At 33.8% G+C, this 26,494-nt stretch carries 24 protein-coding genes and 3 other annotated features (1 of these 27 running past the window's edge); all 24 genes read right to left on the bottom strand.

Features of this window, described 5'->3' with window-relative positions; genetic code table 11:
- Positions 1–19: 19 nt before the first annotated feature.
- The 24 genes from rpoC to proS all read right to left on the bottom strand — a co-directional run bounded on the left by rpoC (position 20) and on the right by proS (position 26,349).
- Complete coding sequence (gene rpoC, locus HYG84_RS08095) at positions 20–3,556, bottom strand: DNA-directed RNA polymerase subunit beta' (RefSeq protein WP_212381926.1); 3,537 nt, start codon at positions 3,554–3,556, stop codon at positions 20–22.
- Between the two features lie 97 nt (positions 3,557–3,653).
- Complete coding sequence (gene rpoB / locus HYG84_RS08090) at positions 3,654–7,376, bottom strand: DNA-directed RNA polymerase subunit beta (RefSeq protein ID WP_212382131.1); 3,723 nt, start codon at positions 7,374–7,376, stop codon at positions 3,654–3,656.
- 553 nt (positions 7,377–7,929) lie between these two features.
- A complete protein-coding gene (gene rplL, locus HYG84_RS08085; protein WP_212381924.1) occupies positions 7,930–8,295 on the bottom strand; it encodes a 50S ribosomal protein L7/L12 in 366 nt (121 codons plus the stop codon).
- Positions 8,296–8,356: 61 nt separating this feature from the next.
- Positions 8,357–8,860 carry a 50S ribosomal protein L10 gene (gene rplJ / locus HYG84_RS08080; RefSeq protein WP_212381922.1) on the bottom strand — a complete coding sequence of 168 codons (504 nt, stop codon included), beginning with the start codon at positions 8,858–8,860 and terminating at the stop codon, positions 8,357–8,359.
- Between the two features lie 44 nt (positions 8,861–8,904).
- Positions 8,905–9,035, bottom strand: a sequence feature (ribosomal protein L10 leader region).
- 69 nt (positions 9,036–9,104) lie between these two features.
- Positions 9,105–9,803 (bottom strand): 50S ribosomal protein L1, encoded by a 699-nt coding sequence (gene rplA, locus HYG84_RS08075; protein ID WP_212381920.1) that lies wholly within the window; start codon positions 9,801–9,803, stop codon positions 9,105–9,107.
- A 68-nt stretch (positions 9,804–9,871) separates the two neighbouring features.
- Complete coding sequence (rplK, locus tag HYG84_RS08070; RefSeq protein WP_212381918.1) at positions 9,872–10,297, bottom strand: 50S ribosomal protein L11; 426 nt, start codon at positions 10,295–10,297, stop codon at positions 9,872–9,874.
- Between the two features lie 79 nt (positions 10,298–10,376).
- Positions 10,377–10,895 (bottom strand): transcription termination/antitermination protein NusG, encoded by a 519-nt coding sequence (gene nusG / locus HYG84_RS08065; RefSeq protein ID WP_212381916.1) that lies wholly within the window; start codon positions 10,893–10,895, stop codon positions 10,377–10,379.
- A gap of 59 nt (positions 10,896–10,954) precedes the next feature.
- Positions 10,955–11,173: a preprotein translocase subunit SecE gene (gene secE / locus HYG84_RS08060; RefSeq protein ID WP_212381914.1), complete on the bottom strand. Its 219-nt coding sequence runs from the start codon at positions 11,171–11,173 to the stop codon at positions 10,955–10,957.
- Positions 11,174–11,213: 40 nt separating this feature from the next.
- A complete protein-coding gene (gene rpmG, locus HYG84_RS08055; RefSeq protein ID WP_012158354.1) occupies positions 11,214–11,363 on the bottom strand; it encodes a 50S ribosomal protein L33 in 150 nt (49 codons plus the stop codon).
- A gap of 258 nt (positions 11,364–11,621) precedes the next feature.
- Positions 11,622–12,815, bottom strand: coding sequence for an elongation factor Tu (gene tuf, locus HYG84_RS08050; RefSeq protein ID WP_212381913.1), 1,194 nt, complete (start codon positions 12,813–12,815; stop codon positions 11,622–11,624).
- Positions 12,816–12,992: 177 nt separating this feature from the next.
- Entirely contained in the window at positions 12,993–13,634 is a 642-nt protein-coding gene (gene sigH / locus HYG84_RS08045) for an RNA polymerase sporulation sigma factor SigH (protein ID WP_212381912.1), read from the bottom strand.
- A gap of 87 nt (positions 13,635–13,721) precedes the next feature.
- Positions 13,722–14,234 carry an NYN domain-containing protein gene (locus HYG84_RS08040; protein WP_212381911.1) on the bottom strand — a complete coding sequence of 171 codons (513 nt, stop codon included), beginning with the start codon at positions 14,232–14,234 and terminating at the stop codon, positions 13,722–13,724.
- A 15-nt stretch (positions 14,235–14,249) separates the two neighbouring features.
- Positions 14,250–14,996 (bottom strand): 23S rRNA (guanosine(2251)-2'-O)-methyltransferase RlmB, encoded by a 747-nt coding sequence (rlmB, locus tag HYG84_RS08035; RefSeq protein WP_212381910.1) that lies wholly within the window; start codon positions 14,994–14,996, stop codon positions 14,250–14,252.
- Positions 14,997–15,025: 29 nt separating this feature from the next.
- Positions 15,026–15,802 carry an FAD-dependent thymidylate synthase gene (gene thyX, locus HYG84_RS08030; RefSeq protein WP_442860802.1) on the bottom strand — a complete coding sequence of 259 codons (777 nt, stop codon included), beginning with the start codon at positions 15,800–15,802 and terminating at the stop codon, positions 15,026–15,028.
- A gap of 1 nt (position 15,803) precedes the next feature.
- Entirely contained in the window at positions 15,804–16,181 is a 378-nt protein-coding gene (locus HYG84_RS08025) for a hypothetical protein (RefSeq protein WP_212381908.1), read from the bottom strand.
- 2 nt (positions 16,182–16,183) lie between these two features.
- Positions 16,184–16,624, bottom strand: a complete 441-nt coding sequence (locus tag HYG84_RS08020) for a Mini-ribonuclease 3 (protein WP_212381907.1) — start codon at positions 16,622–16,624, stop codon at positions 16,184–16,186.
- Positions 16,625–16,642: 18 nt separating this feature from the next.
- Complete coding sequence (gene cysS / locus HYG84_RS08015) at positions 16,643–18,037, bottom strand: cysteine--tRNA ligase (RefSeq protein WP_212381905.1); 1,395 nt, start codon at positions 18,035–18,037, stop codon at positions 16,643–16,645.
- Complete coding sequence (gene cysE / locus HYG84_RS08010; protein ID WP_212381904.1) at positions 18,037–18,702, bottom strand: serine O-acetyltransferase; 666 nt, start codon at positions 18,700–18,702, stop codon at positions 18,037–18,039. The genes cysS and cysE overlap by 1 nt, the downstream gene beginning before the upstream one ends.
- A 56-nt stretch (positions 18,703–18,758) precedes the next feature.
- Positions 18,759–18,978, bottom strand: a binding site (T-box leader).
- Positions 18,979–18,983: 5 nt separating this feature from the next.
- Complete coding sequence (gltX, locus tag HYG84_RS08005; protein ID WP_212381903.1) at positions 18,984–20,462, bottom strand: glutamate--tRNA ligase; 1,479 nt, start codon at positions 20,460–20,462, stop codon at positions 18,984–18,986.
- Between the two features lie 76 nt (positions 20,463–20,538).
- A complete protein-coding gene (locus HYG84_RS08000; protein ID WP_212381902.1) occupies positions 20,539–21,411 on the bottom strand; it encodes a DUF1002 domain-containing protein in 873 nt (290 codons plus the stop codon).
- 105 nt (positions 21,412–21,516) lie between these two features.
- Positions 21,517–22,935 (bottom strand): sensor histidine kinase, encoded by a 1,419-nt coding sequence (locus HYG84_RS07995; RefSeq protein ID WP_212381901.1) that lies wholly within the window; start codon positions 22,933–22,935, stop codon positions 21,517–21,519.
- Between the two features lie 2 nt (positions 22,936–22,937).
- Complete coding sequence (locus HYG84_RS07990; protein WP_212381900.1) at positions 22,938–23,648, bottom strand: response regulator transcription factor; 711 nt, start codon at positions 23,646–23,648, stop codon at positions 22,938–22,940.
- 267 nt (positions 23,649–23,915) lie between these two features.
- Positions 23,916–24,704, bottom strand: a complete 789-nt coding sequence (locus HYG84_RS07985) for a TraX family protein (protein WP_212381899.1) — start codon at positions 24,702–24,704, stop codon at positions 23,916–23,918.
- A 202-nt stretch (positions 24,705–24,906) separates the two neighbouring features.
- Entirely contained in the window at positions 24,907–26,349 is a 1,443-nt protein-coding gene (gene proS, locus HYG84_RS07980; protein WP_212381898.1) for a proline--tRNA ligase, read from the bottom strand.
- A gap of 63 nt (positions 26,350–26,412) precedes the next feature.
- Positions 26,413–26,494: a binding site (T-box leader), on the bottom strand (it continues 130 nt past the right edge of the window).

Genomic DNA, 26,494 nt, shown 5'->3' with positions numbered 1-26,494 from the left:
TCAACTATTTATTTTTAAACTATAAGCATTCATTTATTGTATCATCAATTTCATTGATTACTTCAACTTCTGTTTTCTCGGTATTTAGGGCAATATTTTTATATCGCTTCATTCCAGTTCCTGCTGGAATAAGTTTACCAATAATTACATTTTCCTTAAGACCAATTAGGTGATCTTCTTTCCCTTTAATTGCAGCTTCCGTTAATACTCTAGTAGTTTCTTGGAAAGAAGCGGCAGATAGGAATGATTCTGTAGCAAGAGATGCTTTTGTAATTCCTAATAACACTGGTTTACCTTCAGCTGGCTCTCCACCTTTGGTAACTACTTTAGCATTTTCCTCTTCAAATGCAAATATTGTCTCTAAACTTCCTGGCAATAGATTTGAATCCCCTGCCTCTTCAACTTTTACCTTGTTTAACATTTGACGTACAATTACTTCGATATGTTTATCATTAATATCAACACCCTGTAGACGATATACTCTTTGCACTTCTTTAATAATATAGTTTTGTACACCAGCCACACCCTTAATTCTTAAAATATCATGTGGATTGACTGAACCATCTGTAATTTCATCTCCAGGCTCTAAAACTGCTCCATCTCTTACATTTAGTCTTGATCCATAAGGAATAGTGTAGTTTATACTTTCCCCGTGTTCATCAGTGATTACAACTTCACGTTTTTTCTTAGTTTCAACAATCTTAACAGTTCCTCCGGTTTCACTGATAATTGCAAGTCCTTTTGGCTTTCTAGCTTCAAAAAGTTCTTCAACCCTTGGAAGACCTTGGGTAATATCTGCACCTGCAACCCCACCGGTATGGAATGTACGCATTGTAAGCTGAGTACCAGGTTCACCGATGGACTGTGCAGCAATAATACCTACTGCCTCACCCACTTTAACAGGCTCTCCAGTTGCCAAGTTTCTACCATAACAATTTGCACAAACTCCATGTCTTGTATTACATTTTAAAGTTGATCGAATCTTAACAGCTTCAATGCCAAGAGAGCATATTTCCTCTGCTTCATCCTCTAGTATCATTTCATTCTTTGGAACAATAACCTCTCCTGTTTGAGGATTAATTATATCTTCTAGTGCATATCTTCCTACTATACGATCGTATAGCTCTTCAATTACTTCATTTCCATCTTTAAAAGCCTTAACTAAGCTTCCATCTTCAGTACCACAGTCTATTTCTCTTATTATAACATCCTGACTAACATCAACTAAACGTCTTGTTAAGTATCCAGAGTCGGCAGTACGTAATGCAGTATCCGCTAGACCCTTTCTAGCACCGTGGGTAGAAATGAAATACTCAAGTACTGTAAGTCCTTCACGGAAGTTAGCTTTAATTGGAATTTCCACAGTTTTACCAGTGGCGTTGGCCATTAGACCACGCATACCACCAAGCTGACGAATTTGATTTTTACTACCCCTAGCACCAGAGTGTGCCATAATAAACATATTATTCATAGAGCCCAAGTTCGCCATCAAGGCTTCTGTTACTTTTTCAGTAGTTTCACTCCAAGTTTCAATAACCTTTTCATATCTTTCTTCGTCAGAAATCAACCCTCTCCTGAAGGCCTTCTCATACTTATCAACCTTTTCTTCTGCCAAAGATATAAGTTCTGTCTTCTCTTTTGGAACTTCCATATCTCCTACTGCTATTGTAATAGCTCCTCGAGTGGAAAATTTGAATCCTGTTCGCTTAATATAGTCAAGCATAACAGAAGTGATTGTATTTCCATGTTTCCTAAAGCACTTATCTATAACCTTTCCTAATGCCTTTTTATCACATAGGAAATCAACTTCTAGTGCATATGAATCCTTCTTACGATCAACAAAACCTAAGTTTTGAGGAATTTCTTCATTGAATATGAATCTTCCAACAGTGCTTTCAACCAGTTTACCAGGGTCATCCTTGTGAAGTTTCATCCTTACCTTTACTTTAGCATGTAAACTAACAGCATCATTTTCATAGGCCATTAGCATTTCTTCAAAGTCTTTAAACACCATTCCTTCACCTTTGGCACCCTCTCGCTCTATAGTTAAATAGTAGCTTCCAAGTATCATATCCTGAGTTGGTGTTGTAATCGGTTGGCCATCTTTAGGTGCTAAAATATTATTAGGCGCAAGCATTAAGAATCTAGCTTCTGCCTGAGCTTCTACAGATAAAGGTACGTGAACTGCCATCTGGTCACCATCAAAGTCTGCATTATATGCAGTACATACTAATGGATGAAGTTTAATAGCCTTTCCTTCTACTAGTACTGGTTCAAAAGCTTGGATACCAAGTCTGTGCAGCGTAGGAGCACGGTTAAGAAGTACTGGATGCTCCCTAATTACTTCTTCGAGTACATCCCAAACTTCTGGCTTAACCTTCTCTACCATCCTTTTTGCACTTTTTATATTGTGAGCGTGGTTTTCTTCAACTAGCTTTTTCATAACAAATGGCTTAAATAACTCTAATGCCATTTTTTTAGGTAATCCACATTGATAAAACTTAAGGTCAGGACCAACAACAATAACAGAACGACCAGAGTAATCTACACGTTTACCTAATAAGTTTTGACGGAAACGACCTTGTTTTCCTTTCAACATATCGGAGAGTGATTTCAATGGTCTATTTCCAGGACCTGTAACAGGTTTACCTCTTCTACCATTGTCTATAAGTGCATCCACTGCTTCTTGAAGCATTCTTTTTTCATTTCGTACAATAATATCCGGTGCTCCTAAATCTAATAATCTTTTTAGTCGATTATTACGGTTAATTACTCTTCTATATAAGTCATTTAAGTCAGAAGTAGCAAAACGTCCACCGTCTAATTGAACCATTGGTCTTAAATCTGGCGGTATAACCGGGACTACATCTAATATCATCCATTCTGGTAAATTTCCTGAATGTTTAAATGCATCAACTACTTCTAATCTTCTAATAGTACGTACTCTTTTTTGTCCCGTACTTTCCTTTAACTTGTGTCTTAAGTCTTTATATAGTTCCTCAAGGTCTATATTTTCTAGCAGTTTCTTAACTGCCTCTGCTCCCATTCCAGCTTTAAAGCTGTTACTGCCATATTTTTCAATAGCTTCGCTATATTCCTTCTCTGTTAAAACCTGTTTTTCCGTCAAGGCAGTTTCACCTGGATCGATTACAATATAGGCCGCAAAGTACAATACCTTTTCTAAAGATCTAGGTGACATATCTAATAAGAGTCCCATCCTACTTGGTATTCCTTTAAAATACCAAATATGTGAGACAGGGGCAGCAAGCTCTATATGCCCCATTCTCTCTCTTCTTACTTTAGATTTTGTTACTTCAACGCCACAACGATCACATACAACCCCTTTGTATCTAACCCTTTTATATTTTCCGCAATGACATTCCCAGTCTTTAGTAGGTCCAAATATTTTTTCGCAAAACAGACCTTCTTTTTCTGGCTTCAATGTTCTATAATTAATAGTTTCAGGTTTTTTTACTTCTCCCTTAGACCACTGTCTAATCTTTTCTGGAGAAGCCAAAGCTATTCTAATTGATTCAAAATTATTTAATTCGTACAAGGAGTTTCTCTCCCTTCTATATAGTCTACTAAGCTTCCTTATTAACTTAACCGACTATTTAAAAGTCATCATAGGAATTAAAATCGCATCCGACTATTTAAAAGTCATCATAGGAATTAAAATCATCATCGAGGTACTTTTCATCAAACTCTATATCTTGATCTTGGCTTTCAAAATCTTCTTCTGTCATATAGTCGATGTCAGAGTCTTGTTCCTCTTCATTTGTGTCTGGCTGCTCAGCAACTTCTTCTGCTTCATAGCCAAAATCTGCATATTCCATATTAAGCTCACTACTATCATCTTCTACAGATTCTTTAATCTCAATTTCAGAATCTTCTTCTGTTAATACCTTTACATCTAAACATAAACTTTGTAATTCCTTAATTAATACTTTAAAGGATTCCGGCACTCCTGGTTCAGGTATATTTTCACCTTTAACAATGCATTCATAGGTTTTAACACGGCCTATTACGTCGTCAGATTTTACAGTCAAGATTTCTTGAAGTGTGTGGGCAGCACCATAAGCTTCAAGTGCCCATACCTCCATCTCACCAAATCTTTGACCACCAAATTGAGCTTTACCGCCTAATGGTTGTTGTGTAACCAATGAGTATGGACCTGTACTTCTAGCATGAATCTTATCATCAACAAGGTGATGTAACTTAAGCATATACATATATCCTACGGTTACATCATTATCGAAGGACTCACCTGTTCTTCCATCGTATAATTTCACCTTTCCACTTCTTGAATAACCTGCTATTTCTAATGCATCCATAATATCATGCTCGTTAGCACCGTCAAATACTGGTGTAGCAACTTGCCAACCTAAGGTTTTAGCAGCTAACCCTAGATGCACTTCAAGTACCTGACCAATATTCATACGAGATGGTACGCCTAATGGGTTAAGAACTATTTCTAGTGGAGTACCATCAGCTAAGAATGGCATATCCTCTGCTGGAAGTACCCTAGATATAACCCCTTTATTACCATGGCGACCAGCCATTTTATCCCCAACATTGATTTTTCTCTTTTTAGCAATATATGCTCTTACAAGCTCATTTACTCCTGGAGGTAATTCATCTCCATTTTCACGAGAGAACACTTTAATATCTACGATGATACCAGATTCACCGTGTGGTACTTTTAAAGAAGTATCTCTTACTTCTCTTGCCTTTTCTCCAAAGATTGCTCTTAGAAGTCTTTCCTCAGCCGTAAGTTCGGTCTCTCCTTTTGGCGTAACCTTACCAACCAAAATATCTCCAGACTGAACTTCAGCACCAATTCGGATTATTCCTCTTTCATCTAGATCCTTTAGGGCTTCTTCTCCAACATTAGGAATATCTCTTGTTATTTCCTCAGGACCTAATTTAGTATCTCTTGCCTCCGCCTCATATTCCTCAATATGTATAGAGGTTAAAGCATCTTCTTTTACTAACTTTTCATTGATTAATATAGCATCTTCGTAATTATAACCTTCCCAAGTCATAAATCCTATTAAACAGTTTCTACCAAGGGCAATTTCTCCTTGATTTGTAGAAGGACCGTCTGCTATTACATCTCCAGCCTTAACTACTTCACCTTTATTTACAATAGGACGTTGATTGATGCAGGTTCCCTGATTAGACCGCTTAAATTTCAATAGTTTATAGCGTTCTTTCTGGCCATTATCATCTCTTTTAATTACAATTTCATTAGATGCTACCTTATCTACAATACCACTATGTCTAGCTACAACAACAACTCCCGAATCCTTTGCAGACTGATATTCCATTCCTGTACCGATAATTGGAGCATCGGTAATTAGAAGGGGTACTGCCTGACGTTGCATGTTTGATCCCATTAAGGCACGGTTAGCATCGTCATTTTCAAGGAAAGGAATCATAGCAGTAGCAACGGACACTACCTGTTTAGGTGATACATCCATATAGTCTACCTCATTAGCTGGCATAACATCTATACCACCGAAATGGGTTCTGCAAGTTACTCTCTTATTTACAAATCTACCCTCTTCATCTAAAGGTTCATTTGCTTGGGCTATAATTAGTAGATCTTCTTCATCAGCAGTTAAGTACTCAATGTCATTAGTTACAACATTTCTCTTTTTATCTAGTTTTCGATAAGGTGATTCAATAAATCCATATTCGTTGACTCTTGCATAGGTACTTAATGAGTTAATAAGTCCTATATTAGGTCCCTCTGGGGTTTCAATTGGACACATACGTCCATAATGAGAGTGATGAACGTCACGAACCTCAAATCCGGCTCTTTCCCTTGAAAGTCCTCCTGGTCCTAAAGCTGATAATCTTCGTTTATGGGTTAATTCCGCTAAAGGATTAGTTTGATCCATAAACTGTGATAATTGTGAACTTCCAAAAAACTCCTTAATTGATGCCGCTACTGGCCTAATATTAATAAGAGCCTGCGGTGTTGCAAGATCAACATCTTGTATAGTCATACGCTCTTTTACAACTCTTTCCATACGAGAAAGTCCAATCCTAAATTGGTTTTGTAAAAGTTCTCCAACAGAACGTAATCTTCTGTTTCCTAAATGGTCGATGTCATCCACATTACCAGTTTCATGAGCTAAGTTAAATTCATAACTTATAGAAGCTATAATATCTGCAACAATAATATGTCTTGGAGAAAGTTCTCTCATTCTCTCTTTAATAGCTTCTTTAATTTCATTCTCTGTATTAAAGGTATCAAGAATTTCCTTAAGAACTGGATAATAAACCTTACCAGTAATTTTCAATTCGTCTATATTAAATGGAACATGTTTCTTGATATTAACAAAATGATTTCCTAAAACCTTTATTTGTTTATTATCTTCTACATAGACTAGTACTTCGTTTATACCAGAATCTTGTATAAATATAGACATATCACGATCTATCTTAGTACCTTCTTCTACTAATATCTCTCCAGTATTTGGATCTACTATATTACTAGCTGCACGTTTACCCAGAATTCTATTAGCCAATGATAGCTTTTTATTAAACTTATATCTACCTACTTTAGCCAAGTCATATCGTTTAGGATCAAAAAATAAAGTATTTAATAGAGACTTGGCATTTTCAACTGTAGGTGGTTCGCCTGGACGTAATTTCTTATATATTTCTAATAATGCTTCATCTGTAGTTTTAGTACTATCCTTTTCAAGCGTAGTTAATAAACGTTCATCTTCACCTAACAATTCCTTTATTTGAGTATCTGATCCATAACCTAATGCTCTAAGTAGTACTGTAACAGGTTGTTTACGAGTACGATCAATTCTTACAGATACTATTTCATTGGAATCTGTTTCATATTCAAGCCATGCTCCCCTATTAGGAATAACGGTAGCAGAGAAAAGTTGTTTTCCGGTTTTATCAAACTCTCTACTGTAATACACTCCTGGAGAACGTACTAGCTGACTAACGATTACCCTTTCTGCTCCATTAATAATAAAGGTTCCAGTATCGGTCATTAAAGGAAAATCTCCCATAAAGACCTCTTGCTCCTTAACTTCTCCAGTTGCCTTATTGATTAGCCTAACCTTTACTTTTAATGGTGCCGCGTATGTAACGTCTCGTTCCTTTGAATCTTCGATATCGTACTTTGGTTTTTCATCAAGTGAATAGTCAACAAACTCTAAGATAAGATTACCTGTATAGTCTTCAATTGGTGAAACATCATTGAAAACCTCTTTTAATCCTTCATCTAGAAACCATTGATAGGATTCTTTCTGCAGTTCGATAAGATTAGGCATTTCCAAAACCTCATCAATTTGTGCATAGCTCATTCTAGTTTTCTTACCGAGCTGGACAGGATGTGGCATCATACAATTCACCCCTTGTAATATAAAATTCCGCTATTGCTTTCGCAATGCTCAATGTCGCACTTAATTCTTTAAATTTCGTTAAAAACCTCAAAAGCTCAAAATATTTCTAACCTCCTGCTTCTTTTAAAAGCACTCAACTATTAGAAAATTTGCATAAATGTAGTTCTATCCTTAAAATATCCAAATGCTTTTATACTTTATGGTTTTTTCCATATATAACTATTCCTATACTATTGCCTTTTAGCTTTTTTTTATACTAGTGCCAATAAAAAAACTCTAAATTAAAGACTAGTATGCAATTTATAATTCTACCATAAGGTTGTCAAGTTGTCAATATTTTATTTCTATGGGTTTAAATACTTTTTAATATTTGTTTAACATAACACTAGCGTTTTTTTGAAAATTATAGTATAATTTAGAAAAGATTAATATTTATTGTCGAAATTTATTCATTATAACCTCTGGCGAAAGCAAGAGGTTATTTTTTTTGAAAAAATACAAAAAGGTACTCCAGTTTCCTGGAGTCCCTTTTTTAAATATAAGAAATTAATTACTTAACTGTTACAGTTGCGCCTGCTTCTTCTAATTTAGCTTTAATTTGATCAGCTTCTTCTTTAGCTACGCCTTCTTTTAATGTCTTAGGAGCGCCATCTACAACTTCTTTAGCTTCTTTTAATCCAAGACCTGTTAATTCTCTTACTACTTTGATTACGTTGATTTTAGATGCACCAGCACTTTCAAGAACTACTTCAAATTCTGTTTGTTCTTCAGCTACTGCTCCTCCAGCTACTGCTCCTCCAACTACTACTGGAGCTGATGCTGATACTCCAAATTTTTCTTCAGCTGCTTTAACTAACTCGTTTAATTCTAATACTTTCATATTCTCAATTGCTTCTAAAATTTGTTCAATTGTCATTACAAGCACCTCCGCTTTTCCATTTCATTTTTATAATTTTTATTGTTTTAAATTAATCCTATTACGCTTGTCCTTCTGCCTCTTTTTTATCAATGATTGCTTTAACTAAGTAAGCAAAGTTTGATAATGGAGCTTTGAAGCTTCCAAGAAGTTTTGCAATAAGCTCTTCTCTTGATGGAATAGAAGCAAACTCTGTAAGCTTATCTTCTTTATAAAGTACGCCTTCTACAATCCCGGCTTTTAACTCTAAGTTTTTATGAGTTTTTGCAAATTCACTTGCAATTTTAGCAGCAGCTACAGGATCATCATAGCTAAATACAATTGCGTTAGGTCCTACTAACTCTTGTACAAGTTCGTTCATACCTGCATTTTCAGCAGCCATTCTAGTTAAAGTGTTTTTATACACCTTATACTCAAGACCTTTTTCCCTACATTGCTTTCTAAGCTCTGTTACTTCGTCTACCTTTAAGCCTCTATAATCTACTACTACAGTTGCAGCAGATCTTTGAAGTTTATCAGTAATTTCAGCTACTACCTCTTTTTTAATGTCAATTGCTTTTGCCATTAGGGGATCCACCTCCTTTTTAATTATTTACACCGTACTTTGCCGTTTTATTAAAATAAGGCCTCATTTTGTCTTTTCATAGACATAACGAGACCTTTGATTTTATTTATTCAAAGCCTCGGTAGGATGTTTAAGCATTAGCACCTACTATCTACGGCAAAATATTCAAATTTAACAACGTAAATAATTTTATCAATAAATTTGATATATGTCAACGGTTAATTCTTGCTTTATAACAAGTAAATTATTCCATTACCTTAACTGGGTTAACTTTAATTCCAGGGCTCATTGTTGCTGTTACTGTAATACTCTTTAAGTATTGTCCTTTAGCAGCCGCTGGCTTTGCTTTTACAATAGCATCTAATAATGTTCTAAAGTTCTCTACTAATTTTTCTTTTTCGAATGAAGCTTTTCCAATTGGCACATGGATAATATTTGTTTTATCTAACCTGTACTCAACTTTACCAGCTTTAATCTCATTAACAGCTTTTACTAAATCAAACGTTACTGTTCCTGACTTAGGGTTTGGCATTAAACCTTTTGGTCCTAATACTCTACCTAATTTACCTACAACACCCATCATATCAGGAGTTGCAACTACTACGTCAAAATCGAACCAGTTTTCACCTTGAATCTTTGCTACTAATTCGTCTCCACCTACATAGTCTGCTCCTGCCTTTTCAGCTTCAATCGCCTTTTCACCCTTTGCAAATACAAGGATTTTAACAGTTTTACCAGTACCATGTGGTAATACAACAGCACCTCTTACTTGTTGATCAGCGTGTCTTGAGTCAACACCTAATTTTATGTGTGCTTCTACAGTTTCATCAAATTTAGCAGTAGCAACTTTTTTTGCAAGTTCTATTGCTTCTGCTGGGTCATATAATCGCATTTTATCAATTTGTTTTGCTGCTTCTTGATATTTCTTACCTTGTTTAGCCATTTCTTTACCTCCTTGTGGTATTAACGGTTTTTAGTGAGAACCTCCCACTTCTATAAACTACTTATAAATTAGTCTTCTACTACAACACCCATACTTCTTGCTGTTCCAGAAATCATGCTAATAGCAGCTTCTATAGATGCAGCATTTAGGTCAGGCATTTTTAATTCAGCAATTTCTCTAATTTTATCTTTAGAGATTTTTGCAACTTTTTTCTTATTTGCTTCACCAGATCCACTTTGAATACCAGCAGCTTTTTTAATTAATACTGCAGCAGGTGGAGTTTTTGTAATGAAGCTAAATGATCTGTCTTGGTAAACTGAAATAACAACTGGAATAATTAAACCAGCTTGATCAGCAGTTTTAGCATTAAATTCTTTACAGAATCCCATTATATTTACACCATGTTGTCCAAGTGCTGGTCCAACCGGTGGTGCTGGAGTAGCTTTTCCTGCAGAAATTTGTAATTTGATTTGTCCTATTATTTTCTTTGCCATATTGTTTTACACCTCCTTAATCATTGCAATACACTTAAAAATTTACATAAAAAACTATTCTCTTGAACTATTATTTGATCTAAATTTTCTCAATTTGATCAAATCCTAGCTCAACTGGTGTTTCTCTTCCGAACATTGAAATGCGAACTTTAAGGGTTTGTTTTTCCATGTTGATATGTTCAATAGTTCCAATAAAGGTTTCAAAAGGACCTGAAGTAACTTTTATACTTTCTCCAACTTTAACATCTACTTCAATTCTAGGCTCTTCTACTCCCATAGACTTTATCTCTTGGTCTGTTAGTGGTATTGGTTTTGAACTTGGACCAACAAAACCTGTAACACCTCTTGTATTCCGTACTAAATACCAAGATTCATCAGTCATAAGCATTTTAACAAGTACATATCCCGGAAACAATTTGGACTCTTTTATCTTTTTTTTGCCATTTTTAATTTCGACTTTTTCTTCTGTAGGTACTTTTACCTCCAAAATAATGTCTTCCATCCCTCTGTTTTCAACCATTTTTTCAATATTCATTTTCACTTTGTTTTCATGACCTGAATAGGTATGCATAACATACCATCTTGCTTTTTCGGACATATATCAGGAGCATCCACCTTTATAACCGGATACTCTCCCCTCCTTTTAAGCATAATATATTATCGTATGATAAGATTTAACCCAAAACCAAAGGCTGAATCTAGCGCCCATAATGCAAGTGTGGCTAATGCAACAGAAACAACTACAACAATAGTGTTGTTTGTTAATTCTTTCCGGTTAGGCCAATTTACTTTCTTAAGTTCTGATCGAACACCTTTTAAAAACTTACCAAGATTTCTTGCCTTTTCTCCATTGTTGGCATTTGCTTGGGTAGTCATTGTTTACTTCACATCCTTTTAAAGAAGTTCTAGCGCTATCCTACTTTGTTTCTCTGTGGGCAGTATGAGTTTTGCAGAACTTACAATATTTTTTAAGCTCCATACGATCTGGATTGCTTTTTTTATTTTTGCTTGTGTTGTAATTTCTTTGCTTGCACTCTGTACATGCTAATGTAATATTCACTCGCACCAGTTACACCTCCTATTACAGTTGCCTAACGAACATATCTATTGCTTAAGCACATAGTTAGCTCTTATTATATAATTGATTACTTTTTAAAATCTATCATATTTTTAATTTTATGTCAATAAAAAAATTAGACTGATGCTATCACAAAAATATTTTTGCATTCTTAAGCCATAAGAACATTCGCTACTAGGTAGGTTATTGTTTTTTTAAAGGACTAGGTTAACCTAGTCCCTTTATTATCGTTCTAATAGCATTTAATTATTCTATAATAGAAGCAACTACTCCAGATCCAACTGTTCTTCCACCTTCACGAATAGCAAATCTTAGTCCTTCTTCAATAGCGATTGGGTGAATTAATTCAATTTCCATTGTAACGTTATCTCCTGGCATTACCATTTCCATTCCTTCTGGTAATTTTGTTGATCCTGTTACGTCTGTTGTTCTAAAGTAGAATTGTGGTCTGTATCCATCAAAGAATGGTGTATGTCTTCCACCTTCTTCTTTCTTTAATACGTATACTTCTGCTTTGAACTTTGTGTGTGGCTTAATTGTTCCTGGTTTACATAATACTTGTCCTCTTTGAATCTCTGTTCTTTGGATTCCTCTTAATAGTAATCCTACGTTATCTCCAGCTTGTGCTTGGTCTAATAACTTTCTGAACATCTCTACTCCTGTTACTACTACTTTTCTTGATTCTTCTGCAATTCCCACAAGTTCTACTTCGTCTTGTACTTTTATTACTCCTCTTTCTACTCTTCCTGTTGCTACTGTTCCTCTACCTGTAATTGAGAATACGTCCTCTACTGGCATTAGGAATGTTTTGTCTGTTGCTCTTACTGGTTCTGGAACGTATGTGTCGATTTGCTCGAATAATTCTACGATCTTATCTCCCCATGGTCCTTCTGGATTGTTTAATGCTTGTAGTGCTGATCCTCTGACGATTGGTGTATCATCTCCTGGGAATTCGTATTCGTTAAGTAAGTCTCTTACTTCCATTTCTACTAGTTCTAATAACTCTTCGTCATCTACCATATCACATTTGTTTAAGAATACTACGATGTATGGTACCCCTACCTGTCTTGATAATAGAATGTGCTCTCTTGTTTGTGGCATTGGACCATCCGCTGCTGAACATACTAAGATCGCTCCATCCATTTGTGCTGCTCCTGTAATCATGTTCTTTACATAGTCAGCGTGACCTGGACAGTCTACGTGTGCGTAGTGTCTGTTTGGTGTTTCGTACTCTACGTGTGATGTAGATATTGTGATTCCTCTTTCTCTTTCTTCTGGTGCCTTGTCAATTTTATCAAACGCTACAGCTGCACCTGTTCCGTATCTTACATTTAATGTATTTGTGATCGCTGCTGTTAATGTTGTTTTACCATGGTCAACGTGTCCAATTGTTCCAATATTAACATGTGGTTTACTTCTATCAAATTTTGCCTTTGCCATTGTTATTTTCCTCCTTAATAAAAAGCCTTATTTTATTTTTTACATCTTTTTATTTAAACGATGCCGGGTGTTTTTAAAAACCTAATTATGTCCTATAATCACTTGTACCCAACATCATTTTACTATTTGTAATGCGATGTTGTCAATATTGTTATGTATTGTTAATACAGTATAGGCTTATCCATTTCTTGACTCCAAATATTTCTCTAATTTTCTTTTCACCCTTTGAAGGGCATTGTCTATAGACTTTACGTGTCTATCTAAATCACAGGCAATTTCTTGATAAGACCTTCCTTCTAAATAAAGAGCCAATACCTTCCATTCCAAGTCACTCAAAATTTCGCCTATTTTTCCTTCTATGTGACCTAACTCTTCTCTACAGATTACCAACTCCTCAGGATCAGTAACCTTTTGGCCAGAAATCACGTCTAATAGTGTCCTATCAGACTCCTCATCATATATTGGTTTGTTTAGCGATACATATGAGTTTAAAGGAATGTGTTTTTGCCTAGTAGCTGTTTTTATAGCAGTTATTATTTGGCGTGTAATACAAAGTTCAGCAAAAGCTCTAAATGAAGACAGTTTATCGGGTTTAAAATCACGAATTGCCTTATATAATCCAATCATGCCTTCTTGTACAATATCTTCACGATCGGCACCAATTAAAAAATAAGATCTAGCTTTAGCACGAACAAAATTTTTATATTTTTTAATCAGATATTCTAAAGCTTCCAAATCACCATCTTTAGCAATTTCAACCATAACCTCATCTACTATTTCATAATTTTCTACAGTTTCTTTTGCTATGCCAGCACCCATACCCATCGCCTCCAACACTTTTGTATAATCCGCAATTTTCATGATTTCATTATAACTGAACAGATTATGTTAAGTCAAGGAGTTTCCTTATCCTCGTCGGAATTTTTCAAGTTTTTCCAAAATTAGCGGATCAATCCTGTCGGATAATGTATCTTTTTGCTTTCTAGGGGTTTCAATCTTCTTATTTATTTTATTTTTTATTTGATCAAAATCCAATACCATTTCTCTAACCGAGACTCTTGTAGCTCCTCCGCCTAACACCATCTGCTGTTCTGTCCAGTCATTAGTTACAACCGATACTCTATTTCTCCTATTTTTAGATAGTTCAACAATAAGTCTTTCTATATAAGAGTCAGCTGTTTCTCTCTCCTTAGTAAACACAATCTCTACTCCTCTTAATTTCTCACTCTTCTTTGTGCTTCCTTTTACTAAATAAGCATCGAATACAATAATGACATTAACACCCTTGAATGCCCTGTATTCTGCCATTATTTCAATCAGTTCACCTCGCGCAATTTCTAAGCTTTCATTCATTAGTAGCTTTAATTTAGGCCAAGAATTAATCACATTATAACCATCTAAAATTAAATATTCATTCAAAGCTATTTCCTCTAGCTAATTATCAGCAGTTGATCTTTGTCTGAAGACTTCATACATTAAAACAGCTGCTGCTACTGAAGCATTTAATGAAGATACTTGACCAGCCATAGGAAGTTTTACTAAGAAATCACATTTTTCTTTAATTAATCTTGAAATCCCCTGACCTTCATTCCCTATAACTAATGCAAGAGGTCCTTTTAAGTCAGTATTATAATGTTCTTTAGCTCCACTCATATCTGCTCCAGCAACCCATATACCCTTCTCTTTAATACGATCAATTGTCTGCGCAATATTAGAAACCTTTGCTACAGGAACATATTCAATAGCCCCAGCAGAACTCTTAGCAACAGTTGCTGTTAAACCTACAGATCGCCTTTTAGGAATAATAATACCATCTACTCCTACTGCATCAGCTGTTCTCATAATAGATCCTAAATTGTGAGGATCCATAATTTCATCTAAAATTAGAATAAAAGGATCTTTACCTCTTCGTTTAGCTCTATCAAGAATATCCTCTAAGTCGCTATATTCGTAAGCAGCTACAGTTGCTATAATTCCTTGATGTGCATTAGATTCCGATATTTCATTTAATTTTTGTCTTTCAACATATTGAATAGGTATGCCCCTATCTTTTGCTTTCCCAATTATTTTAATTAAGGAACCACCTTCAGTTCCTTTAGCGATTAAAATTTTATCAATCTCTCTACCAGATTTTAGTGCCTCCATTACTGGATTTCGTCCTACTATTTTATCTGTTGACATATTATCCTTCCTTCCTCATATACATTACCCTATATTTCCCTAATAGATAGGTTCCTAAACCTATCCTTAACTGCCACGCTCTCCCCACAGCTCATATTTCCTTCTGGACATTTTCCAGTTAAACAGCCCGGTCCTGCAATTTTAAATATATTAGGAGCAACTTCTAGTACAAGTTTTAACATTTCTATAGCAAGTTCTCTAATTTCCCACTGAGCACGATTGCAGCATCTCTTTTTAAAGAAATTAAATAGAGCCCTGGCATTCATCGTTACCACTATTTTAGTTTCACAGCTATTAGGTAAAACATATCTCGCATCTTCAATAGCTTGCTTCTCGGCCGCACTTTTTGCAGCCTTCTCTGATTTTCCTTTATTTAAATAATACTCATAATGTTTTTCAAACAAAATACTTGTTAAACTATCATAGGCTATTTGAATATCATCCATAGTCTTAATATACATTTCCTTTGCCTCAGGTATATCTGCAATGTGAGGAGGAACTACATATTCAAAACTGCCTTCTTTAACATATCTCTGACTTTTTTGAGAATAGCTAGATCCAATACGGTGTCGAACTAACTGGTGTGTTAGACTTCTAGATACTCCTTCTATACCAAAGGTAAAGTTAATATGCTCAAAAGGGGATTCATGTCCCATAATCGCGAGCATAGCAATAAACTTTTCAATATTACCTTGCTCCAAATTACTCATTAACTCATCTATTCCACTATGGGAATAACAGAGCTTAGCAGCTCCAGCAACTAACTTTTCTGGCTCAGGTGTATAGGTAATTAGACTAACCTTCATCTTACTTTTCATCTTTTACAAATCCCCCTCTAAAATTTATATCTTTAACCGGAATAAAGTAAAATAAATATGCACGTACTTTTCCGCTGTATTGCCCTTCTAAAATATCACTAGTCCATTCATCGCTATTTTCAATCTTTAGTAACACTTCCGTATTACCCTCTATACTATCTTGCTTAACCTTAACAACCCTATAGGTAAGTAGTCCTGCTTTTTCTAAAAGCCCTCCATTTAATGGAGAAGTTTGAAGTGTATATAGTCTATATTTTTCTGAATCTCCTACTAACTCTCCTACAGGATCAATTACAGTAGATTTAATTATAAGAAGAAATAAAAGAAAGATCGTAACTATAATCATAGTTTTAGAACGCTTGTCCATACTTACACATCCATTCCATTATTAATAATCTCTACAGCCCTATTCATTAATAGAGATAATCTACTGTACTCTCCTATATAGAATAAATATCCTAGTAATGCTTCAAATCCTGTGGCATATCTATAGTCAGTTAAATTTGCATTTTTAGGTACAGTTGCTGATTTTTGATTTCTCCCTCTTTTCACTATTGTCCACTCTACCTCCGTTAGTTCCGGCTCAAGAGCATGTACAACTTCCGCCTGAGACTTAGCCCGTACATAACGGGTAGCCTTTTTATGATATTGATTCACGGATACATTCATTTCCTTTACTAAATAATTACGAATAAACACTTCAAATATGGCATCCCCCACATATGCAAGTACTAATGGAGCCATCATCCTAACTTCTGACTCGGTTTTTATTTTCGTATTTTCCTGTATATTATTCAAAAATTCATCCATATTATAATTTTTTCACTCCTATATACGTCTCCATTTAACTCCTTGTGGAGTATCTTCTAATACGATTCCTTTTTTCTTTAAATTATCTCTAATTTTATCAGAAAGAGCAAAGTTTTTTTCTTTTCTAGCATTCTGTCTTTGTTCTATAAGTCTTTCTATTTCTTCTTCTAAAACTTCCCCTTCTTTATTTAATAGTCCTAGTACTCCTGTTAATTCCATAAATAGATCATAAGCTTCTTGTAATACTGTTTTTGCAGTTTTCTCAGATATATTAGTATTTATATCTCTTATTAAATCAAATATAACCGCAATACCATCAGCAGTATTAAAATCGTCATCCATTACTTCATTGAAACGTTCTTTATACGAAACTAAACTTTGAGTCCATTTTATCTCCTCGGCAACTGGAGATAAGTCCTCTGAATTATTTAATAGATATTCTAAATTATTTTTTCCAGTATATAATCTATCTAAGCCATTTTTAGCTGACTCTAATAACTCTCTACTAAAGTTAATAGGGTTTCTATAATGAGCAGAAAGCATGAAAAATCTAAGGTTCTCTAAGTCAAATTCTTCAGCAATCTCACGGGGAGTAAAGAAATTATTTAATGACTTAGACATCTTTTTGTTATCCACATTTAAATAACCTACATGTAGCCAATATTTTGCAAATGGTCTCCCTGAGCAAGCCTCACTTTGCGCAATTTCATTTTCATGGTGTGGAAATACTAAATCTCCACCACCTCCATGGATATCAATAGTTTCTCCCAGATATTTTTTAGACATAGCAGAGCACTCTATATGCCAGCCAGGTCTACCTAATCCCCAAGGACTTTCCCAACTAGGTTCACCCGGCTTTACTTCCTTCCAAAGTGCAAAATCTAAAGGATTTCTTTTTTGTTCGTTTATTTCTATCCTAGCTCCAGCCTGTAAATCCTCTAAGTTTTGTTTTGAAAGCTTTCCATATTCCTTATATTTTGATACATCAAAATATACATCACCACCAGACTGATAAGCATAGCCTTTATCTACTAGTTCTTTAACGAATTCAATAATTTCTACCATATTTTCAGTTACCTTCGGATGAATATCGGCCTTCTCTATACCTAGAGTATCAGCATCATAAAAGTAAGCATCAATAAATCGCTGGCTAATTTCCTCTGGAGATACACCTTCCTCCTTAGCCTTATTTATTATTTTATCATCAACATCAGTAAAGTTTTGAACAAAGGTTACATCAAATCCCCTATATTTTAAATATCTTCTTAGAGCATCAAACACCATAAATGTTCTAGCATTCCCTATATGAAAGTAGTTATATACAGTAGGCCCGCAAGCATACATCTTAACCTCTCCAGCAATTAATGGAATAAATTCTTCTTTTTTTCTAGTCAATGTATTATAAAACCTCATTACTTTTTCTCCTCCAATTCAATAATTTTATTTTGAAGTTCTAAAACCTTATCTCTCAAATAAATCAGTTCCTCCATAATCGGATCTGGCAGTTTAACTTGGTCTAAGTCTATACTTGTATCTTCCTTATTAACTTTTTTATCGTCTTTAACTACAATTCTTCCAGGCACACCAACCACCGTACAATTTGGCGGTACCTCCTTTAGTACAACAGATCCCGCACCAATTTTCGAGTTATCTCCTACTGTAAAAGGTCCTAAAACCTTTGCCCCTGAAGAAATAACCACATTATTTCCTATAGTAGGATGTCTCTTACCCTTTTCCTTTCCAGTACCACCTAAGGTTGATCCTTGGTAAATTGTTACATTATCACCAACCTCAGCTGTTTCTCCTATTACTACCCCCATTCCATGATCAATAAAAACCCTTCTTCCAATTTTAGCTCCAGGATGTATTTCAATTCCAGTAAAAAACCGTGCTATATTGGAAATAATCCTTGGAAGAACTATAAGTCCTCTTTTATATAGACCATGAGAAATACGATGAAACATAACAGCATGGAGACCTGGATAACACAACAATACCTCTATAAGACTTTTAGCTGCAGGGTCTCTTTCAAATATCGCATCAACATCATCTTTAATCATTCTAACAAACCTAAGCATACATATCTCCCTTTCAATAAAATATATCTGCAAAAAACAAAAAACGCCCTGAAAAATTCAGAGGCGCTTTTATTCCGCGGTTCCACTCTGGTTGGATCATAAAAAGCATCCCACTCCAAGTTTTTAACGGAACCACCCGACTAGCCCTACTAAAAATTTCAAGCTATAGCTCCCAGATGCATTTGGGTCTATCTTTTCTTGAAAGCTGCTTTCAGCCAATGACAGCTTATCTCTTGCAAGGAGTATAGACTTACTTCTTCTGTTCTTTGCCTTTAACTTTATTAAACTAAATGTTCCTTTACATATTGTATGCGCTTAAGTATGTTTTCGCTACCTAAAACTTTCATAACCAGAGGTAAATCTGGCCCATGTACCTCTCCAGTTAGCACTACACGAATTGGCTTAAATAGATTCGGTCCTTTAATACCAGTTTCCTTTTGTATTTCTTTAAATACCTTCTTACCAAAATCCTCATCTATAACCTCTGCTTCTTCTACCTTACTTTGAAACACATCTAATAACTGCGGCAAGTGTTCTACCTTAATAAGCTCCTTAGACTCATCATCCTTTAGCTCAATTTCCGTCTTAAAGAAAATATCTGACTTATCCTTAATTTCTGCAACATAGGATATTCTATCCTGAAGTACGCTTACTAAGTCCTTTAGCCATTCATATCTTTCTTTAGCCTCGTCTTCAGTAATATAACCTACTTCAATTAAATGAGGTATAGCAAGATCCGTAATACGCTCTACACTACTTTCTCTAATATAGTGCCCATTTATCCAATTTAATTTATTAACATCAAAAACTCCACCACTTTTAGAAACTCGTTCTAATGAAAAGCTTTCCTCAAGCTCTTTCATAGAGAAAATTTCTTGGTTATCTTCTGGACTCCAACCTACTAAAGCAATATAGTTTACTAGACCTTCTGGTAAATATCCTTTATTTAAAAAGTCCTCTACAGCTACATCTCCTTGACGTTTGCTAAGCTTTTTACGATCTGCATTTAAGATATTAGGTAAATGTACATACTGTGGTGCTTCCCATCCAAATGCTTCATATAAATAAACATGCTTTGGCGTAGATGGTAACCACTCTTCTCCCCGAATTACATGTGTAATTCCCATTAAATGATCATCAACTACTACAGCAAAATGATAGGTTGGAAAACCATCAGATTTCATTAATACTTGATCATCTAAATCTACAGTGTTCATAACTACTTCACCACGTACTATATCAGTAAACTTAATATCTTTGTTTTCAGGTAGTCTTAATCTAATAACATGAGGATGCCCAGCCTTTATTTTTTCCTCCACCTCTTCTTTAGAAAGATTACGACAATGACCATCATAACCAGCGGTAAGGCCTTCAGCTTTTTGTTTTTCTCTTACCTCATCTAATCTTTCCTTAGAACAGAAACAATAATAAGCATACCCATTTTCCAATAGTGTCTTAATATATTGTTTATAAATATCTAATCTCTGTGACTGGATATAAGGTCCAAATTCTCCTCTTTGCCCTAAATGTTCTCCGTTTAGAATAACGCCTTCATCATGGTTAACTCCTGCCCATTCCATAGAACGAAGCATTCCTTCAATTGCTCCTTCAACATAACGACTTTGATCTGTATCTTCCACTCTTAAAATATATTTACCATTATTTTTTCTGGCAAATAAATAATTATACAATGCTGTTCTCAAACTTCCTATATGTACGAATCCCGTAGGACTCGGTGCAAATCTTACTCTTACAGACATGATATCCCTCCAGTTTACCCTCTAATATCATATTATTATAACCTATTCCTTAGTTTCAATCAAGAAAAGGTTAAGTTTATTTAAACATACTAAACAAAGAACTAAATAAACTTTTTATCATATCTATAATCCTTTGAAGCAAAGACTTTACCTGTTCGTTATCCTTTAAAGTTTGATCAATCTTTTTACCAATGCCTTTAAGCTGTTCTTTAATTTCTTCTGTATTTAAATTTAATTTATTTATTCGCTCCATAAGCTTAGAAATTTCTTCAATTTGATTTGCATTCAAATTTATATCTAAACGTGCAGCTATATCTAAAACGATTCTCTTTATTTCTTCTGGATTTTTTACTCTTTTTTCGATAACTTCTTCTTTTACTACCCTTATTAATTCAGTAGCCTTTTCTTTCCCAATTTCTTCACCTAATTTTCCAGTTTGTATAACTTCTTGGTTGGCTACTTTTTTCTGTTCATCACTGATTTTCTTTCCAGTAGCTTGCTCAAATGCTTTTAATATTCCAGTAAGAGCACCTGTACCAGAAACCGGAAATGGTGCTGCCGCAATAATCTTAGCGTCTTTTACACCAGCAGTAACTAATGCACTCTGATACATCTCTTTTGTTACCCATGATATATTATAAGTCTCTACTCCAATTCCAGATCCTGCTTCTAGTAGTTCAACATAAGCTGATGACATAGTTATTTTACCCAGCTGTGCTTCCGTAGCAACGCCTTCTAAATATGCTCTTTCTTCTTGATTGTTTACTTCAATTATTGTTGCTTCATTTTCAGAAACCTTAAAAATATCTAATATTTGTTTTCTTTGAGCCTCATTTAAATCTTTTCCTAATGTTACAACTCTACTACTATCTGCATAGGCAAAAGTATTAAATATAAAAACAAAAACTGTCATTATAGTTGTATACTTTATTAATCTACTATTTTTCATTTTTTCCACCTCGCTAAGTTTTATTTGTTATTCTACCACATACTATACACTTTATACAAACTATACATTTTCTACAAAAGCAACGCATATGATTAACTTAAGGATTTAACAGATGATTATAATTCTAAAAGTAGTTCCTTTACCTAGCTCACTCTCTACTAAAATATCTCCTCCATGGGCCTTTATTATATCTCTAGCTATAGCCATTCCTAATCCTGAGCCTTCATGTTTCTTACCAGTATTAGTTCCTCTATAATATCTAGTAAATATATATTTTAGTTCTTCATCGCTAATCCCTTTTCCATTATCTTTTATAGTTATATGGGCTTGATTATTTTTATTTTCAATCTTTACTTGTACATTTACATTTTCATCATTATGAACAATAGCATTGTGTATTATGTTATTTATTGCTCTTTTAAATAAAATTAAATCTATTTTCTTCTCTATATTTTTTATATCGCTTATAAATTCAATATTCCTGTTATTGTTTTCAGGAATGTTTAATATATCAATTACTATTCCTTTTAAAACTTTTACAACATTACACTTTTCTAGGTTGAGGATTATGTTTCTGTTTTGCAATCTAGCACTCAGGTTAAAATCATCAACTAACTCTTTTATGTATATAGACTTTTGTTCAATTATTTCAGAATATTCCTTAATTTCTTCATTAGTAAAATCATATTCACCATTCAATAGCTCTGCATATCCTTTTATAGAAGCTAGAGGAGTTTTTATATCGTGAGAAATATTAGCAAACCATTCTTCTCTCATACGATCTAAGTTCATTCTCTCTATTTTATTCTCTTGTAGAATGGAAGCTAAATTATTCATATTAGAATATACTTCCTTATACAAACCATGTTCATCATAATGAGTCCTATAATCTCCATTATATAAATTGCCTATACCTTCAATAATAATCTTGACAGGTTTTGTTAGCTTCCCACTAAAATATAATCCAAATATTAGGGCTATTATTAAATCTATTCCTAATAACAAAACAAAAACGCTACCAGTAATGGTTTTAATTTGCTGTTTATTATATGTAATTACATGTTTTTCAACTGTTTGATATGGGAATCCTATCAAATAACTATACTGATACCCGTTTACTACCCTTTCACCCACAAATACAGAGGATGGGTTTGCATATTTATAATTATGAATAAGCTCTATTGGTGTATATTTAGTAGGAACAGTTTTTTCTTTTTTGTAACTATAAATTTCAGTACTATCCTTATCTAATATTTGTATCCATGCCTTATTTTGATCTAAGGATTCTTTTCCACTTTCAGTAATAAAGATTTGTCCATTATTTATTTGTATATTTTCATTAAAATCTCTAACATATTCCTCTGGTTTCAGATGATTTGTATTTTGCATATTATAAAAAAACAAATCCATATTATTAGAGCCAGAAATAAAAAGCAATAATATAACTACTACATTTGTAAAAATAACAATTGTTACTATTAAAACTATACTAATAATGAAGCCGGATGTAAGTTTCCATTTCATATCTATTTATCCTCTGGTACAAACTTATACCCTAACCCCTTTACAGTAACTAAAAATTTAGGGTTAGAGGGATTATCTTCAATTTTCTTCCTAATCTTCCTTATATGAACCATTATAGTATTATCGTAGCCTATGTATTCATCTCCCCAGACTGCATCGCACAATTGTTCCTTGCTTATAATCTGATTTTTATGTTTAGCTAAATACTCTAAAATTTTATACTCTTTAGGTTTTAACTCTATCACCTTATTATTTTTTAAAAGTTCAACTTTTTTTGTATCCATTATAAATGGACCAAACTTTAATGTAGCTTTATCTGAAGGCTCTATTTGATATTCACTTCTTCTTAAATGTGCCCTCACCCTGTATGCCAATTCTTTTGGACTAAATGGTTTAGTGATATAATCATCTCCACCAATGGCAAATCCCAATACTTTATCCAGCTCTTCAGATTTAGCCGATAAAAATAATATTGGTACTTTGGATGTGCTTCTAATTGTACTGCATATTTCATAGCCTTCAGAGTCTGGAAGCATTATATCTAATATAATTAAGTCTGGCAAAATTTCATTGAAAAATCTTAAGCCTTCATTTCCAGTCTCTGCTGTATATACCTTTGTAAATCCCTCTTTTGTTAAAACAGTATGTATTAATTTCAAAAGATCTTTTTCGTCATCTATTATTAAAATCTTTTTATTTAATATATTTTCCATACTACACCTCTTTTCTTAAGCTTATCTTAAATATAAAATATAAATTATTTATCCTAGGCTACTATAATGTTTATCCTAAATAGCTATATTTAATCTAAAGTTAATTATATAATAATTCTAAAAATCTACACAACTAAATATAAATCTTGATTTTAATTTGCATTTTATATTACAAAATATCCTTTTAAGTATATACTTAAAAGGATATTTATATTTTTCATTACACAAATCCTAAGTCTATAACTCTGTCATTTATTACAGCTATAGCTATAAAGTTGAAATTATATAAAGTATATATATATGAACTGGATAGAATATATAAAATAAATATTTCATTCCTCTACCCTTTTGCCCGTTGTATAGATATAATAACGGAGCTGCAAATACCATCATCCACTGATAATTATTATACAGTATTCCTTGTATACTAAGTTCGCCGGTAAACATAATTGCTAAAGAAATTATTGCATATATTAATAATTGTTTGTTTCTATTTTTTCTTAATAAATACATTACTATACCTATAAGTAAAAATAGAGGACCTCCTTCAATAAATAGAGGATTAGGAATAAAAAGTACCAAATGTCTTAAAATCTGTATACTTAATAGAGTTTGTATATTCATAATTATTACTATTCCTAAAGCTACTGGTAAAATAAACAGTGCTATTCCTAAAACAATTTTTAATATATTTTTCTCTTTTATAGCTCTAATTATAAAATCTACTATACATAAATATATAGTAATCATAAATAATGTGCTAAATATATTAGCTGTTAGTGCTATATTATTTGTTGAAGGAAAATATTGGGGTACCATTAAATTTCCTAGGTTCATAACAAAAGAACCTATAAATAATCTAAGCATATATTTCTTTTTGTTACTTGTATGATAATACCCCTCCACAGTCATAAATATAAATATTGGGGCTACTATCCTTCCTACCCATTTAAATTGAATTGGCATATTATCTAAAAAACTATAAATATGATCAAATACCATCAATATTAATCCTATAATTTTTAATTGAAATCCTGCAATTCCTTTTTTATCCATAATTATCCTCCTGTAAATTAATCTTTAAGCATATTATAAAAGGACAATTTTAATTCCTTATTACTTTAACCTTAAATAAACCTTAACTATTAAGAGTTTTGTTCATATCCTAAAAAATAAAGTTGCTCTTAAACTCTAATATAAGTTTAAGAGCAACTTTTTATACAGATACGCAAAGACTTAGTTGAGATGGAGTCTTAGATTAGTATGCTTTAGCTAAATATACCATATGTTTTGCTTCTTTACCGCAGAATGCACAAGTATGGCCTAAGTCCTCCTGCTCAAATGGGATACATCTTATAGTAACACCAGTTTCAGCTTTAATATGTTCTTCACATTCTCTTTCTCCACACCACATGGCTTTAACAAAACCAGGCTTTATTTCCATAACTTCCTTCATTTCATCAAAACTTTTTACTATATAGGTTTTTTCATCCCTCATTTTCTTAGCTTTATATAGCAAGTTGTTATTAATATCTCTTAAGAGATTTTCTACTGCCTCCTCTAGATTATCTAGAGAAATAGCTTCTTTTTCTAATTCATCTCTTCTAAATAACATGGCTTGATTTTTTTCGATATCTTTTGGTCCAATTTCTATTCTTATTGGAACACCTTTCATTTCCCATTCATTAAACTTCCAACCTGGAGAATAGTTGTCACGATCATCTAGCTCAACTCTAAACTTGCCTTTTAGCTGACTAAATAATTCATTAGCTTTATCTAGCACGCCTTCTTTGTGGGATGCTATCGGAACTATAACAACCTGAACAGGAGCCACTCCTGGAGGTAATACAAGTCCCCTATTATCACCATGAACCATAATAAGTCCACCGATTAACCTTGTAGAAACACCCCAAGATGTGTGATAAGGATGTTTAAGATCCCCATTTCTATCTGAGTAAGTAATATCAAAGGCTGTTGTAAAGTGTTGACCTAAGTTATGGGAAGTACCAGCTTGAAGTGCTTTACCGTCATGCATTAAAGCTTCCATAGTATAAGTAGCATATGCTCCAGCAAATTTTTCTTTCTCACTCTTTTGTCCCACAACAACTGGCATAGCTAATAATTCTTCTGCAGTTTCTTTGTAAATATTTAACATTTGCAAAGTCTCATCTTGGGCTTCTTCATAAGTTTCGTGTAGAGTATGCCCTTCCTGCCATAAAAATTCTGAGGTTCTAAGGAATGGTCTCGTACTCTTTTCCCAACGAACAACTGAACACCATTGGTTATATAAAAATGGTAAATCTCTATAGGACTTTAACCATCTTGAATACATTTCACAAATAATAGTTTCTGATGTCGGTCTAACACAAAGCCTTTCTGCCAGTTCTTCATCTCCCCCATGAGTAACCCACGCCACTTCAGGAGCAAATCCTTCTACATGCTCGGCTTCTTTCTTTAGTAAACTTTCTGGAATAAGTAGTGGGAAATAACAGTTTTTATGTCCTGTATCTTTAAATCTGTTATCCATATACTTTTGAATATTTTCCCAAATAGCATAACCATAGTGCTTAATAACCATAAAGCCTTTAACTGGTGAGTAATCAACTAAGTCTGTTTTTCTAATTACATCTGTATACCATTGTGCAAAGTCTACCTCCATTGGGGTGATTTCTTCAACAAATTGCTTATCTTTTTTTGACATATTGAATCTCCTTCCTTTTTTATACAGGTTTTATACAATAAAAAATCCCTCATCTCTATAAACAATAGAGACGAGAGATTATATTTCACCCGTGGTACCACTCTAATTAACCTAAAAAGGTTCTCTTAATCGTATAACGGCACGA

Origin of the sequence: Alkaliphilus sp. B6464 (assembly GCF_018141165.1) — a bacterium.
GTDB lineage: Bacteria > Bacillota > Clostridia > Peptostreptococcales > Natronincolaceae > Alkaliphilus_B.
This window is presented reverse-complemented; position numbering and strand designations above follow the sequence as displayed.